Source organism: Marivivens aquimaris (assembly GCF_015220045.1).
Taxonomy (GTDB): Bacteria; Pseudomonadota; Alphaproteobacteria; order Rhodobacterales; family Rhodobacteraceae; genus Marivivens; species Marivivens aquimaris.
Map to the genome: position 1 here is coordinate 3,253,988 of NZ_JADBGB010000001.1, position 15,214 is coordinate 3,269,201.

Below are 15,214 nucleotides of genomic sequence, written 5' to 3' on the forward strand. Positions count from 1 at the left end.
GAGCGTCATCGGCCTTGCATCATCGGTCAGGGGCCTATTCTAAGCACCAGAACGCGAGATACAAGGACTCGAATCATGAATCGGAGGGTTACATGTCCGTGAACAACGCAATGGGAGTTCGTCGGTTCGGCCGCGTGAATTGGCTGGGGCTGTGGACGCTCATGCAGCGCGAGGTTTTGCGTTTCATGAACGTCTGGTCGCAGACGATCATGGCGCCGCTGATCAACGCCGGACTGTTCCTTCTCATCTTTACTATCGCGATCGGATCGCAGCGCGGCGATGTCATGGGCGTGCCGTTCATGCACTTCCTCGCGCCTGGTATCCTGACCATGACGGTCATCCAGAACGCCTTTGCCAATTCGTCGTCCTCGCTGACCTCGGCCAAAGTGCAGGGCAACATCGTCGACACGTTGATGCCCCCGCTGAACGCAGGCGAACTTGTCGCCGGTTACATCGCAGGCGCCGTCGCGCGCGGCCTGCTGGTCGCCGTCGTCATCGCCATCGGTGTCTGGCTTGCGCTGGGCGTCGGAATGCAGCACCCGCTTTGGGTTTTCGTCTTTGTCATCTTGGGCGCGGTGTTCATGGGCTCCCTCGGCCTCATCGCCGCGATCTTCGCCAACAAATTCGACCAGCTTGCCGCGATTTCGAACTTCATCGTGACGCCGTTGTCGTTTCTGTCGGGCACATTCTATTCGATCGACGCACTGCCGCCCGTGCTGAACAAACTCAGCCACGTGAACCCGTTCTTCTACATCATCGACGGCGTCCGCTACGGCATGATCGGCGTGTCTGACGGCTCCCCGTGGCGCGGCCTCTGGGTTGCACTGCTGGCTTGTGCGCTGGTCATCAGCATCTGCTGGTACTGGTTCAACAAGGGCTACCGCCTCAAAGCCTGACCTTTCAGAAATCTGTAGAACCCTACGTCATGTGGCCCTATACGGGGCCACATGATGACTGCGACGCAAACCACACTGATTCGACGCCGACGCTGAAAAAATGCGCCGTGCGCCGCTTTGCGCGCCCATCTTCCTTCCTTACACATTGACAGCCCCAGAATGCCTTGGCACCAATCGGGCTTCTTATTTCCAAAGGGTTTGACTATGATCCCCAGCGTTTTGCCGACCTATAACCGCGCTCCGCTTTCCTTCGTCAAAGGCGAAGGCTCCTGGCTGATCGAGGCTGACGGCCGACGTTTTCTCGATCTGGGTGCGGGCATCGCGGTGAACGCACTTGGTCACGCGAACCCCGATCTGGTCGCTGCCCTGACCAAGCAGGCAGGCAAGCTCTGGCACGTCTCGAACCTCTATAACATCGACCAGCAGCAATCGCTGGCCGACAAGCTCGTCGACAACTCGTTCGCCGATACCGTGTTCTTCACCAACTCGGGCACCGAAAGCTGCGAGCTGGCGGTGAAGATGGCGCGCAAGTACTTCTATGAGAAGGGCCAGCCCGAGCGCACCACTATCATCGCGTTCGAAGGCTCGTTCCATGGCCGTTCGTCGGCAGGTATCGCCGCCGCCGGTTCGGAGAAAATGACCAAAGGCTTCGGCCCGCTGCTCCCCGGTTTCGTGCATCTTCCGTGGGGCGATCACGACGCGCTGCGCGAAGCTGCGGCCAAGCCCGGCGTTGGCGCGATCATCGTCGAGCCCGTGCAGGGCGAAGGCGGCATCCGTCCGCTGCCCGACCAGTGCATGAAGGGCCTGCGCGATCTGTGCGACGAGCACGGCATCCTGCTGATATTCGACGAGGTCCAGTGCGGCGTTGGCCGTACCGGCAAACTCTTCGCGCACGAATGGGCAGGCATCACGCCCGACATCATGATGGTCGCCAAAGGTATCGGCGGCGGCTTCCCCCTCGGCGCTGTCCTCGCCACCGAAAACGCGGCGAGCGGCATGACTGCAGGCACCCATGGCTCGACCTATGGCGGCAACCCGCTGGCCTGCGCCGTTGGTAACAAGATCATGGACATCATCGCCGATGATGCCTTCCTCGCCGAAGTGAACCGCAAAGCAGCCCTTCTGCGCCAGAAGCTCGAAGGCATCGTCGCCGCCCACCCCGACACGCTGGAAAGCGTACGCGGCAGCGGCCTGATGCTCGGTATCAAATGCAAGGCGACCAACCTCGATCTGGTGAAGGCTGGCTATGGCGCGGAAGTCCTTCTGGTCCCCGCAGGCGACAACGTCGTCCGCCTGCTGCCGCCGCTGAACATCACCGACGAAGACATTGCTGAGGCAGCCAGCCGAATTGATGCTGCCGCAACCGCACTGGAACAGGCCTGATATTCACTCTGGCCTAAATACCTCGGGGGTGAATGGCCGCAGGCCAGAGGGGGCAGAGCCCCCGCGCCCCACTCAGAAAGTAAGAACATGAACCATTTCCTTGATATCAACGCCACCTCCGCCGAAGACCTGCGGAGCATCATCGACAACGCCAAAGCCATGAAGGCAGCCCGCAGCGGCCTGCCCAAAGGCACCACGGACGAAGACAAGCCGCTCGACGGTCAGATGGTCGCTCTGATCTTCGAAAAGCCGTCGACCCGTACCCGCGTGTCCTTCGATGTCGGCGTGCGCCAGATGGGCGGTCAGACGATGGTTCTATCTGGCGCTGATATGCAGCTTGGTCACGGCGAAACCATTGCCGACACCGCGCGCGTTCTGTCCCGTTATGTCGATATGATCATGATCCGCACGTTCGAGGAACAGACCCTCCTCGATATGGCCGAGTACGCGACCGTACCCGTGATCAACGGCCTGACCAACCGCACCCACCCCTGTCAGATCATGGCTGACATACAGACCTTCGAAGAGCACCGCGGTTCGATCAGCGGTAAGAAAGTCGTGTGGAGCGGTGACGGCAACAATGTCTGCGCGTCGTTCATCCACGCCGCAGGCCAGTTCGGCTTCGACCTGACCTTCACCGGCCCGCAGACCCTCGATCCCGAAGCCGGTTTCGTTGAGGAGGCCCGCGCGAAGGGCGTTGATATCCAGATCGAGCGCGACCCGATGAAGGCTGTCGAAGGCGCCGACCTTGTTGTTACCGATACGTGGGTGTCGATGCATGACCCGGCGTCCGCCCGCGAGCGTCGGCATAACCAGCTGCACCCCTATCAGGTGAACGAACGCCTGATGGCTGCTGCCAAGCCCGACGCACTGTTCATGCACTGCCTGCCTGCGCACCGCGAAGACGAGGCGACGAGCGCTGTGATGGATGGTCCGAACTCGGTGATCTTTGACGAGGCTGAAAACCGCCTCCACGCGCAGAAAGCGATCATGCGCTGGTGCCTCGGCAAGTAAGCCGACAGCACACAATATGAAAAAGGGCGGACCCTCGGGCCCGCCCTTTTGTTTTACGCGTTGAACAGTCCGTTCAGCGCGAGGAAGACCACCGCAGAGAGCAGCGCGGCTGCCGGAACGGTGATGATCCACGCGGCCACGATCGTCATGAAGTGGCTGCGGCGCACCAGCTTGCGGCGGCGGCGCTCTTCGGGAGCAACGATTTTGCCCGATCCGTGCTGCTCGGCGTATTTGCGTGTGCGGCGTGCGTGGTCCCATTCACGGTAGAAACCGACGCCAAAGACGCCGCCGACCGCGATGTGGGTGGACGACACCGGCAGACCCAGCCAGCTTGCGACAATGACTGTGATTGCGGCAGAGAGGGCAACGCAGTAGGCGCGCATCGGGTTGAGCTTGGTGATCTGGCTGCCGACCATCTTGATCAGCTTCGGACCGAAGGTAATCAGGCCGAAGGAGATGCCGAACGCGCCGATGATCATCACCCAGTGCGGGATCTGGACCTTGCCGGCGATCTCTCCGAATTCCTGCGTGTGAACAATCGCGGCCAGCGGGCCAACGGCGTTCGCCACGTCGTTCGCACCATGGGCAAACGACAGCAGAGCGGCGGAAATCACGAGCGGCAGACCGAAGAGAATCTTTAGCGACTTGTTGCGGTTCTCGAGGCCCTGCGACTTCTTGTTGATATAGGGCTTAGACGCAAAATAGGTCACCACAGCAACGCCGAGGCCGATGATAAGTGCGGGCACCAGATCAACCGAGACGATCTTTTTCAGGCCCTTGATAGCAAGGTAGGTCGAGAAGACGCCTGCCATGATCGCGATCAGCACGGGCACCCAGCGGCGGGCGGCAGAGATCTTGTCTTCCTGATAGATGATGCGGCTCTTGATGAACGCGAGGAACATCGCAGCCACGATACCGCCAAGAGCAGGGGAGATAACCCAACTCGCCGCGATCATGCCCATCGACTCCCAGTTCACCGCAGTGAAGCCAGCAGCGGCGATACCAGCGCCCATCACGCCGCCAACGACGGAGTGGGTGGTCGACACCGGCGCGCCAATCCATGTCGCGAGGTTGACCCACAGCGCCGAGGACACCAGCGCGGCCATCATCGCCCAGATGAACACTTGCGAGCTTTCGATCATCGACGGGTCGATAATGCCCTTAGAGATCGTGGAAACCACGTCACCGCCAGCGAGCAGCGCACCGGCGCTTTCGCAGATCGCGGCGATCACAATGGCGCCGCCCATGGTCAGTGCGTTCGCACCAACAGCGGGGCCCATGTTGTTCGCGACGTCATTGGCGCCGATGTTGAGCGCCATATATGCGCCGAAGACGGCAGCGGCGACGACGATGGCAGAGCCGTGGCTTGCGTCAAAGAACGCAGCAGCGGCAAAACCGACGATAACCATAAACGCGAGAGCAACGCCCATCCCGACGAGCGGGCGGGATACATACATGGTACCTTGTTCCAGCACGGAAATGCGGTGGAGGTCCTTATCGATCGTTTTCCACGGATCTTGTGGGGTCGGATTTTCCATCGTACGCGGCCTTTGGTGTAGCGAAGCACTGTCATACTTCTGTTACAATTGGAGGCGCGTTAACGGGTCGGACGTGTCAAATCAACCTGTCGCTTGTGTATCACGCGCGTGACTTGCCGGAAATCTACGTAAAATCGCTGCCAGATCAGGTTCGCGGACCATCTGCGCCGCATTTTCGAAGGGCACCCAGATACGCTCGCGCTTGTCCTGTTCGGGATAGGTCTTGGCCAATTCCATCACACGCACGGGATAAACCATAGTCAGGCATTCCTGAACGACGCCGTTCTTCATGGTTTTCATCGAGGCGTAGGTGCCAAACACCTCGCTATCCGCGATGCCGGTTTTGACGCCTGCTTCTTCCCATGCCTCGGTTAGAGCAGCCTGATGGTGGTGCAGACCGTCGATCGGCCAGCCTTTGGGAAGGATCCAGCGGCCCTCTGAGGAGGTCACGAGCAACACTTCTAGGTGATCATCGGCCATGCGATAGCACAACGCTGCAACCTGCTCGGCTGGCGGACGTTTAAGCAAAGGAACTACGCCTTCGCGCCATAACTGTCGCAAGAATGAAGTGACCATTGTGTGATTAGGGCGTTTCCTTTTCCGCCCCTCCCCAATATCAGTGACGGCGAGAGAGGCAAACCGATCTAAATCAGAGGACTATTTTCTATGACCGAATTGGCACACCTCGGGCTCTACGGCCTCGGTACGATGGGCAGTGCACTTGCGCTGAACATCCTCGACAACGGCTTTGCCCTACACGTGGCCAACCGTCAGGAAGCCGTAACGACTGCCTTTGCCGAAGAAGCCGGTCCGCTTGCCGACAAACTGACGACCCACAAGGATCTGGCCGCGATGGCCAAGGACATGCCCGCGCCCCGCGCGATCATCCTGATGATCCCCGCTGGCAAGCCCGTCGAAGACACCATCATCGCGCTCTGCGATATGCTGGAGCCGGGTGATACCATCATCGACGCCGGGAACTCCGACTTCCACGATACCCGTCGCCGCACCGAATTCGTCGAAGCCAAGGGGCTGACCTTCATCGGTATGGGCGTTTCCGGCGGTGAAGAGGGCGCACGTCACGGCCCGTCCATCATGGTCGGCGGCACCCCGCAGGCGTGGACTGGCATCCGTCCCGTCATCATGGCGATTGCGGCGAAGTTCGAAGACGAGCCCTGTGCCGATCACCTCGGCCCCGATGGCGCCGGTCACTTCGTTAAAACCGTGCACAACGGTATCGAATACGCCGACATGCAGATGATCGCCGAAACCTACGGCATGATGCGCTACGGCCAAGGTCTCGCTCCGGCAGAGATCGGCAAGCGTTTCGAAGAGTGGGACTCGGGCGCGCTGACCGCGTACCTGATGGAGATCACCGGCAAGGTTCTGCAAGCGACCGACACCCAGACCGGCGTTCCTGCTGTGGACGTGATCCTCGACCGCGCTGGTCAGAAGGGCACCGGCCGCTGGACGCTGATCGAAGCTCTGCGCCTCGGCCAGTCCGCATCGGCCATCGAAGCCGCCGTCGCATCGCGTAGCTGGTCGTCGGAAAAAGAGACCCGCGTCGCTGGTGAGGACATCCTTGGCGGTTCGCGCGGTTCGGTCGATCTGCAAGACGCCGACTACAAGGATGCGCTGCTCGCGGCCCGCATCATCGCTTACGCTCAAGGCTTCCGCCTACTGGCTGCTGCGTCGGAAGAATACAGCTGGAACCTCGATTTCGCGCGTATCGCAGAAATCTGGCGCGCTGGCTGCATCATCCGTTCGGCGCTGCTGGACGACATCTCTGCTGCGTTCCGCGGTGACATGCCTCACGGCCAGCTGATCTTCGCACCGTTCTTTGCCGAGCGCCTGAAAGAGACCCTGCCGGCCCTGCGCCGCGTGGTTTCGGCAGCGGCTCTGGGCGGTCACCCGATCCCCGCGCTGTCGTCGGCCCTGTCGTTCGTCGACACCTTCGGCATGGCCCGCGGCACTACGGACCTCATTCAGGCCCAGCGTGACTTCTTCGGGATGCACGGGTTCGAGCGCATCGGCGGCGACGCCGGTCAGCACGGCCCTTGGTGGGAATAAGATAACAAGCGCCGCCTTCGGGCGGCGTTTTCGTTTTCAGGCCAGCGTGAGACCGTAGAGGGTCTGAACCGCTTTCCGGTCGTCGATCAACTCGCCCAATTCCACCTTCAGGCCCGCATAGGTCGCGCGGTCCTCGTGGCGCGTGTGCGGCCAATCGCTGCCCCAGATGTACTTATCCGGTCCCAGCAGTCCGATCAGCCGTTTCGCGTGCTCGGTGCTGCCCGTCCCGCGATAGGGGGCGGAGAGTTTGGCGTAGAGGTTGGAGCGGTTCTCAATCTGCTCCAGCTTATTGAGCCACGGTTCCTGATCGGCGGTGGTCTCTGGCAGACCCATATGGTCAATGACCACGGGCAGGGGCAGGGCGGCGAAGTCGCTCAGCACGGGCGCGAGGCGGCTGCTCTCCAACTGCACCTCGATATGCATCCCGTGCTTGGCGAGGTCGGCGACCAGCGTGCTGATCTCCTCCGACCCGAAGTCGGGCAAATCCGCACCTGCGACCAAGTTCCAGCGGATGCCCTTCACGCCGTTCGCGGCGAGCGCGGCAATCTCGGTTTCGCAGGTGTCCGGCGCGATGACCGCGACACCTGCGAAACGTCCCTTCGGCAGTGATTCCAGCGCATGGAGGAGTTGGCTGTTATCCGTGCCGAGGAAGCTGACCTGTACGATGACACCACCCGAAATGCCGTGGTCCGTCTGCAATTCGAGCCAATCCTGCAAGGGTGCGGGACGTTTGGGCAGATAGCGGACGGCACCATTCACCACGACATCTTCATAGACGTGCGCATGGCAATCGAAGTGTATCACCCTAAAATTCCTCCACTTATTTGGTTCTATATATAACTAGTTGACTGATGAGGTCAAACGGTTCATGTTCCAGCTCAGGGAGAGGGGAATCATGTCTCAGGCACAAAAAGTTTTCGATAATCGGCTGCCGGCTTACGTTCGTCTGCGTGACGAACTCGCGAGCCGTATCGCTGCTGGTGAGTGGTCCGCCGATGATGCGCTGCCGTCGGATAATGCGCTGGCACGTGACCACGATCTGTCGGTCGGCACCGTGCGTAAAGCCGTGCAGCAGCTTGTCGATGAAGGTCTGCTGGAACGCCGTCAGGGCACCGGCACATTCCTGCGCAAGCCCGCGTTCGATGCCACCCTGTTCCGCTTCTTTCAGGCCCGCGAAGGTGACTCCGAAGCGTCGATCCCCACGAGCCGCCTGATTTCGCGCGTCCGCACCACCGCGCCCGCCCATGTGGCAGAGGCGCTGGGCACTGATGACGTGATCCGCATCGAACGTCTGCGCTACCTGTCGGAGCAGCCGTTCCTGTCCGAAGAACTCTATATCCCCTACGAAACCTTCGCCGGTTTCGAGAGCCTGCCCGACAGCGAAGTCGGGCCGCTGTTGTACCCCGTTTATCTCGACCGTTTTGGTGTGTTTGTGAACCGCGCAGAAGACGAAGTGCGTTTCGGTTCTGCCGACAAGACGACTGCTCAACGCCTCGGCCTTTCCGAAGGTGACGCCGTCGCTGTGATCGAGCGCTCTGCCTACACCGTGGCAGGGGATTGCATCGAATGGCGTATCGCGAGCGGTCGCGCGGACAGTTTCCGCTACCGCAGCCGCATCGGCTGATTTTGAAAAATCGATATCCTTGAGGGAGGAAACTCAATGAAATATCTCGCTTTGGCTCTGGCAGCGGTTGCTGTCGGCACTCCAGTGCTGGCCGAATATCCCGAGCGCGCCATCGAAGTGACCATTCCGGCTCCGGCTGGCGGCGGCACGGACACCAGCGCCCGCAAGCTCGGCACCCTGCTTGAAGAAGAGCTCGGAACCTCTATTGCTGTGCTGAACGTCGCCGGTGGCGGCGGCTCGGTTGGCGTCACGCAGTTCATGATGCAGAAGCCGAACGGCTATTCGCTGCTCGCGACGTGGAACAGCCCGATCACGACTGTTCCGCAGGTCCAGCAGACGGCCTACCAGCCGGACAGCTTCACCCCGATCGCGTCGACCTCGGAAACCGCCTACACCCTGTGTGTGAAGCCCGATTTCCCCGCTGAAACCGGCGAAGAGTTCCTTGCCGAACTGGCAGCAAACCCCGGCAAGTACACCTACGGCAACGACGGCATCGGCGGCACCATGCAGCTCGCTGCCGAGCGGATATTCCAGTCCGAAGGCATCGAAGCTGTCGCCATCCCGTTCGGCGGTGCTGGCGAAACGCTCCAGAACTTCCTCGGCGGTCACGTCGATATCTACGGCGGCTCGATCTCACCCGTTCTGCCCTACACCGAAAGCGGTGAGGCCAAGTGTCTTATCGTGACCTCGGCGGCGGCGGTTCCCGCACTTCCGCAGGCGGCTGGCCTTGAAAGCCTCGGTATGGGCGACAAAGAAACGCTGCTGTGGCGCATGGTTCTGGCACCCGCCGGCACTGACCAAGCTATCGTCGACCGTCTGGCCGAAGCGCTGGAAAAGACCGTCAACGACCCCAGCTACGTCGAATTCCTCGCTACCAAGGGCGAAGTGCCGAACGTGGTTGTCGGTGACGCCCTCGCTGAGCGCCTTCAGAACGAATACGACGCGCTGGCCATCGTGGCCGAGAACCTCGGTCTGAACCAGTGACCGAACGGCGGCAAGACATCATCCTCGGAGGCGTCTTCGCCGCCACTGGCCTGTCGGCAGCGTATATCGCTGCCGGTTACCGTGGGGCGTCGGGGATCTATCCGATGTCCCTCGGCTATGTCATCGCAATCCTTGGCGCGATCGTCGCGATCAAAGCGATGCTCAAAGGATCGAGCGAGCCGCGCGAAATTATCCGGAACGCGCCCCAAGCCCTTCTGACGGTCGGCATTGGAGCGATCTATCTCGCGCTTGTTCCCATCCTCGGTTTCTACATCGCATCGGCGCTGCTGGTGCTGGCACTTCCTGCCGCTCTCGGCTTCCGCAGGCTTCTGTTCACGTTCGTCACCGCCGCGATTTTTGTCGGCATCGTCTGGGTGATCTTCTCGGTCATTCTGGAAAAGCCGCTGCCTATGCCGGTCTGGATCTCTTACTGACGAAAGACGACCCATGGAACTGATCTCCCAAATCTTCGGAGGCGTCTTCGCTTTCGGTCCGATAGCGGCCATGATCAGCGCGTCGATCCTCGGCGTCTTCATCGGCGCCTTGCCGGGTCTCAACCCTGTCATGGCCATCGCGCTGCTTCTGCCGCTGACCTACTCGATGGAGCCTCTGGTGGCTCTCGGCATGGTCGCGGGCATCTATAACGGTTCGATGTATGGCGGCGCGATCCCTGCGATCCTACTCCGCATCCCCGGCACTCCCGCAGCTATCGCGACCACCTTCGATGGCTTCCCGATGGCGCAGCGGGGCGAGGCGTCCCGCGCGTTGAAAATCGCCTGCTGGTCGTCGGCGATTGGTGGTACGGCCTCGGCCATCGCGCTGATGACCATTGGGCCGGTGCTGGCCCGCGCGACGCTCTATTTCGGCCCTGCCGAGTACTTCTGGGTCGCCATGTTCGGCATGGCCTCTATCGGCGTCATGGTCGGCAAAGACGCGGTGAAGAGCCTGATGGCCGCCGCCTTTGGTCTGCTTTTGGGCACCGTCGGCCTCGACCAGCTGTCGGGCACGCCGCGCTTCACCTTTGGCGAGGTCTGGCTGCTGAGCGGTCTCGACCTCATCGTCATCCTCGTTGGTCTGTACGCTCTGCCGCCCGTCATTGCGCTGGCAGAGGATCGCGATCTGAAGGGTCTGTCCGCCTCTGCGCTCAAGCTGGAGTCGGTCAAGGTTCCGTGGGGCGAAGTGCGCTCGATGATCCCGACGTGGCTGCGGTCGTCGCTCATCGGGATCGGCGTTGGCATCCTGCCGGGGGCAGGGGGCAACATCGCTGCCTTCCTCAGCTACAACGCGGCCAAGAGTACCAGCGACGATCCCGAAAGCTTCGGCAAAGGCAATCCGCTGGGTGTCGCTGCCGCCGAATGCGGGAACAACGCGGACAACGCCGCGTCGATGATCCCCGCGTTGACGCTCGGTATTCCGGGCAACGTCATTGCGGCGCTTGTCCTCGGTGCGCTGATGATCCACGGCCTCCAGCCCGGTCCGCAACTATTCCACCAGAACCCCGGCCTCGTGGGCGGTTTCATGGTGCAGATGCTGCTGACCTCGCTTCTGATCCTCGCCGTTGGCGGCGCGGCTGCGACCCGCATTTTCGCGCAGGTTCAACGACTGCCGGGCGTGATGCTGGTGCCGATGATCCTCGTTCTGATGGCCGTCGGCGTCTATGTGATCAACGGGCGGGTCATCGACCTCTGGGTCATGTTCGCTGCCGGTATCGCGGGCTATGTGCTTGAAAAGCTGGACGTTCCGCTCGCACCGATCGTGCTGGGACTGATCCTCGGTCCGATGGCAGAGCAAAGTGTGCGCCGTGCGCTCCTGATCAGTCGCGGTGATCCGACCGAGCTCTTCACCCGTCCGCTGTCGGCTGTCATCGCTCTCGCGACCATTGGTCTGATCGTCTGGCCGATGCTGCGCGCGTGGAAACGACGCCGCGCGTAATCACTGACCGCGAGGCTTGGCGCGCAGCGTCGGGTCGGCCTCGCGGGGGTCTTCGGGCCACGGATGTTTGGGGTATTGCGCCCGCATGTCCTTGCGCACGTCGGGGTAGGAATTGACCCAGAACCCAGGAATATCCGCCGTGACCTGCACGGGCTTCTGACCCGGTGACAGCAGCGTCACGCGGATCGGCGTTTTGCCGACCGTCGGGTGACGGGTTACGCCGAACATCTCCTGCACGCGTACCGTGATTTGCGGCAACTCGCCATCATAGTCGATGGGCAGTTTGCGCCCGAGCGGCGTGGTGAAATGCGCAGGCGCTTCGCGGTCGAGCAGCTGCATCTGGTTCCAGTCGAGCATCCCCCGCAACGCTTCGAGCGGGTTGAATTTCTTCCAGTCTTCGGCGGAGCGGACGCCGTCCAGATGCGGCAGAAGCCAGTCGTCCAGCGTGGCCATGAGGCTGTCGTCGTCCATCGCGGGCAGGTCCATGCCGCCCTCGCGCAGCAGTTCCACCCGCGCACGGAAGCGCCGTGCGGCACCACTCAGCTTCAGGCCCATTTCGCGGATGCCGTCCAGCATCGCCTGCGCCACGGCCTCGGGGTCGGCATCGTCCCAGCGGCGATCATCCAGCGTCAGCGCGCCGAACATTTCGTATTTGCGGGTCAGAACGCGGCGGTCGCGCTTGGACCACGCGCAGTGGTTTTCCCAATGGATGCGGTCAGCGTAGAGGCCGCGCAGTTCGCTTTCGCTGAGGGCGAGCGCTTGGCGGACCTTGGCCTCTCGCGGGTCGCCATCAAGGTCGGTCGCCACGATCAGGCGCTGGCTGGCGAGCCCATCACCATCAGGCATCGCGGCACCTTTGCCGCCTGATAGAATGAACCGCGCGGCATCGCCTTTGCGACGCAGACCAATGCGGTCGGGATAGGCGAGGGCGGCCATCTCGGCGGCGCAAAGGGGCGGCTTTTGGTCCAGCCCTTGAGAGAGGCGTTTGGCCTCGGTTTTGATGCGTTCGATGGTGCCGCGGTTGGCGCGGGCGTCGCCGTTCTGAATCGCGCGGAGGCGCAGCGTCAGGTCCGTCGGTGCGTTCATCATCGGGTCCCGCTCCGCCAGAAGCGCGGCCAATGTCGCCGCCTGTTTGCCAGCCGTCAGCAGCATATGCGCAAGGCGCGGGTGGGTCGGCATCGCGGCAACGGCGCGCCCGTGCGGCGTGATGGCGTTGCTGTCGTCCAGTGCGCCGAGGCTGCGTAGCAGCTCCTGCGCTTCAGTCAGAGTGCCTTCGGGCGGCGGGGTCAGAAACGGCAGGTCGGTCGAACCCCAAAGCGCCATTTCGAGCGCAAGCCCCGCGAGGTCGGCGGCTTCGATTTCGGCAGGTGGGAAGGCTTGTAGGCCGCCTTCTTCGCCCTTGGTCCACATGCGGTAGCAGACGCCAGCCGCGACACGGCCCGCGCGGCCGGCACGCTGGGTCATCTCAGCCTTGGTCACGCGTTCTGTCACGAGCCGCGCCATTCCCGACGACGGATCGTAGCGCGAACGGCGGGCGAGACCGCCGTCGATCACCACACGGATGTCTTCGATGGTCAGCGATGTTTCGGCGATGGAGGTCGACAGCACCACCTTGCGGCCACTCGCAACCGGCGCAATCGCGGCGCGTTGTTTGGCAAAGGGGAGGGCACCGTACAGCGGGCGGACCTCGACATTCTTGGGCAAGCGGCCTGCGAGCGCGGCCTCCACCCTGCGGATTTCGCCCTCGCCGGGGAGGAACACCAGCACGCCGCCTTCGGTTTCCTTGACCGCGTGGACGATTTCATCCGCGATGGCGGGCTCGATGCGGACCTTGTGATCCAGCGGGCGGGCGAGGTGTTTGACTTCCACCGGATAGGCGCGGCCTTCGGAGGTGATGACCGGCGCATCGTCCAGCAGCGCGGCCACGGGCGCGGCGTCCAACGTTGCGGACATGACGACCAGCAGCAGGTCGTCGCGCAGCGCCTGACGAATTTCCCATGTCAGCGCGAGGCCGAGGTCCGCGTTCAGGCTGCGTTCGTGAAATTCGTCGAAAAGGATCGCGCCGATGCCCGACAGCTCAGGGTCGGATTGGATCATGCGGGTCAGGATGCCTTCGGTGACGACCTCGATCCGGCGGCCAGCCTTGCTATCGCCGCGCATCCGATAACCGACCGTCTGCCCTGGCTTTTCGCCAATCTGTTCTGCCAGCCGTTCGGCTGCTGCCCGCGCGGCGAGGCGACGTGGCTCTAGCATGATGATCTTGCCGTCGGTCAGCCCCGCGTCCAGCAGCGCAAGCGGCACGCGCGTGGTCTTACCCGCACCCGGAGGCGCTTGCAGCACGGCGCGACCTTCGGCGCGAAGGGCGTCAATCAGGTCGGGGAGGGCGTCTTCGATGGGCAGCGTCATGCGCGGTGTTTAGGTGGTCACCCGATCACCGCGCAAGGGGCCGCGTCATTTGACGATGACTTCGTCCTTCACGAACATGTTCGCCCACGCGCGGTCCACGAGGTCCGGCGTCATCTGGTAGGGGATACCTTCGAAGTCACAGATCGACATCATCTGGTCGATCAGGAACACCGGCTGGTAGTTCGCGTACTTATTGCCGATCGTCGGGTATTTGTTCTTCAGCAAGTGGATGAGCGACGCCTGATCGAGTGGCATTCCCTTCTTGCGGGCGATGAGCGCGAAGATCTTGAGGAAGTCCTCTTTGTTCGGGCCGTCGATCTTGATCTTGTAGAAGATGCGGCGCAGCGCGGCTTGGTCGAAGATTTCGTTTGGGTGATAGTTGGTCGAGAAGATGACCAGCGTGTCGAAGGGCACCTCGAACTTCTCGCCCGATTGCAGGGCAAGGATATCGCGGCCTTCTTCGAGCGGAACGATCCAGCGGTTGACCAGTGCCTGCGGCGGATCGGCCTGACGGCCAAGGTCGTCGACGATGAACACGCCGCCGGTGGATTTCAGCTGAAGCGGCGCCTGATAGGTTCGCGCGACGGGGTTGTACATCAGGTCCAGCATATCGAGCGATAGCTCGCCGCCGGTGATGACGGTCGGACGCGAACAGCGGACGTAGCGTGTGTCAAAACGGTTGGACGAACGGCGCAGGCTGTTGGGATTGTCGCTGTCCGCCTCCGCCGCGCTGTGCACGATGGGGTCGTAGACCGAGATGATCTGACCCGAATATTCGATGGCGCGGGGGATGTAGATCTTGTCCCCCAAAGCGTCACGGATGCCGTTCGAAATCGAGGATTTACCGTTACCCGGAGGGCCGTACATCAGCATCGAGCGACCGGCAGAGATCGCAGGTCCAAGCTGGCCAATCAGGTTCGGCGGCAGGATCAGATGGCCCATCGCGTTCGTTAGGCGGTCGCGGGTCATCTGCAAATTCTTGATAGACTGGCGTTTGACCTGTTCCTGATAGACGGCCATCGGCACGGGAACGGCACCGTAATATTCCGACTGCGCCAACGCATCGAGCGCACGGGCGCGGCCGCTCTCGGTCAGCTGATACGGCATCTCGTTCGAGCCGTTCGGCCCGAGGGTGCCCATCGCCTCAAGCAGGCGCTGACCGCGAGCAAGTTCGATCAGTTCGTTCGTGACGTTCAGCGGCAGGCAGATAAGGCGCGCGATCTCTGACGGGATCGAGACGTTGCTGCGGAAGAGCGACTTGATCAGGATGTCGCGCATCATCGGCAGCGGGAGCTGCATCTCTGCAAGGGAACGCGGTGCGGGCGGTGCCATCACCGCCATGGTCTGCATGTTCATAGTCATAATCC

Annotated in this window: 13 protein-coding genes; 8 read left to right on the forward strand and 5 right to left on the reverse strand. The window is 62.0% G+C overall.

Annotated elements, in window-relative coordinates:
• Nucleotides 1-92 precede the first annotated feature (92 nt).
• From IF204_RS16200 to argF, 3 genes are all read left to right on the forward strand, one after another.
• Nucleotides 93-896 carry an ABC transporter permease gene (locus IF204_RS16200; protein WP_228069236.1) on the forward strand — a complete coding sequence of 268 codons (804 nt, stop codon included), beginning with the start codon at nucleotides 93-95 and terminating at the stop codon, nucleotides 894-896.
• A 204-nt stretch (nucleotides 897-1,100) separates the two neighbouring features.
• Nucleotides 1,101-2,279, forward strand: coding sequence for an aspartate aminotransferase family protein (locus IF204_RS16205; RefSeq protein WP_194098058.1), 1,179 nt, complete (start codon nucleotides 1,101-1,103; stop codon nucleotides 2,277-2,279).
• Between the two features lie 87 nt (nucleotides 2,280-2,366).
• On the forward strand, nucleotides 2,367-3,293 hold the full coding sequence (argF, locus tag IF204_RS16210; RefSeq protein ID WP_194098059.1) for an ornithine carbamoyltransferase: 927 nt from the start codon (nucleotides 2,367-2,369) through the stop codon (nucleotides 3,291-3,293).
• A gap of 53 nt (nucleotides 3,294-3,346) precedes the next feature.
• On the opposite strand, the gene IF204_RS16215 is transcribed toward argF, so the two are convergent.
• Complete coding sequence (locus IF204_RS16215; protein WP_194098060.1) at nucleotides 3,347-4,831, reverse strand: inorganic phosphate transporter; 1,485 nt, start codon at nucleotides 4,829-4,831, stop codon at nucleotides 3,347-3,349.
• Between the two features lie 81 nt (nucleotides 4,832-4,912).
• On the reverse strand, nucleotides 4,913-5,407 hold the full coding sequence (locus IF204_RS16220; RefSeq protein ID WP_194098061.1) for an NUDIX hydrolase: 495 nt from the start codon (nucleotides 5,405-5,407) through the stop codon (nucleotides 4,913-4,915).
• A 90-nt stretch (nucleotides 5,408-5,497) separates the two neighbouring features.
• Between IF204_RS16220 and gndA the strand changes: the two genes are divergently transcribed.
• A complete protein-coding gene (gene gndA, locus IF204_RS16225) occupies nucleotides 5,498-6,901 on the forward strand; it encodes an NADP-dependent phosphogluconate dehydrogenase (protein WP_194098062.1) in 1,404 nt (467 codons plus the stop codon).
• 36 nt (nucleotides 6,902-6,937) lie between these two features.
• Here gndA and IF204_RS16230 read toward each other — a convergent pair whose 3' ends face one another.
• Nucleotides 6,938-7,705 (reverse strand): amidohydrolase family protein, encoded by a 768-nt coding sequence (locus tag IF204_RS16230; protein WP_194098063.1) that lies wholly within the window; start codon nucleotides 7,703-7,705, stop codon nucleotides 6,938-6,940.
• Between the two features lie 91 nt (nucleotides 7,706-7,796).
• Between IF204_RS16230 and IF204_RS16235 the strand changes: the two genes are divergently transcribed.
• From IF204_RS16235 to IF204_RS16250, 4 genes are read left to right on the forward strand one after another with little or no spacing between them, the layout of a single operon-like run.
• Nucleotides 7,797-8,525 carry a GntR family transcriptional regulator gene (locus tag IF204_RS16235; protein WP_194098064.1) on the forward strand — a complete coding sequence of 243 codons (729 nt, stop codon included), beginning with the start codon at nucleotides 7,797-7,799 and terminating at the stop codon, nucleotides 8,523-8,525.
• 36 nt (nucleotides 8,526-8,561) lie between these two features.
• Nucleotides 8,562-9,509 carry a tripartite tricarboxylate transporter substrate binding protein gene (locus tag IF204_RS16240; protein WP_194098065.1) on the forward strand — a complete coding sequence of 316 codons (948 nt, stop codon included), beginning with the start codon at nucleotides 8,562-8,564 and terminating at the stop codon, nucleotides 9,507-9,509.
• Entirely contained in the window at nucleotides 9,506-9,943 is a 438-nt protein-coding gene (locus IF204_RS16245) for a tripartite tricarboxylate transporter TctB family protein (RefSeq protein ID WP_194098066.1), read from the forward strand. The genes IF204_RS16240 and IF204_RS16245 overlap by 4 nt, the downstream gene beginning before the upstream one ends.
• 13 nt (nucleotides 9,944-9,956) lie before the next feature.
• A complete protein-coding gene (locus IF204_RS16250; RefSeq protein WP_194098067.1) occupies nucleotides 9,957-11,441 on the forward strand; it encodes a tripartite tricarboxylate transporter permease in 1,485 nt (494 codons plus the stop codon).
• On the opposite strand, the gene hrpB is transcribed toward IF204_RS16250, so the two are convergent.
• Nucleotides 11,442-13,847 carry an ATP-dependent helicase HrpB gene (hrpB, locus tag IF204_RS16255; protein ID WP_194098068.1) on the reverse strand — a complete coding sequence of 802 codons (2,406 nt, stop codon included), beginning with the start codon at nucleotides 13,845-13,847 and terminating at the stop codon, nucleotides 11,442-11,444.
• A 45-nt stretch (nucleotides 13,848-13,892) separates the two neighbouring features.
• Nucleotides 13,893-15,203, reverse strand: a complete 1,311-nt coding sequence (locus IF204_RS16260; RefSeq protein WP_194098069.1) for a P-loop NTPase family protein — start codon at nucleotides 15,201-15,203, stop codon at nucleotides 13,893-13,895.
• Nucleotides 15,204-15,214 lie beyond the last annotated feature (11 nt).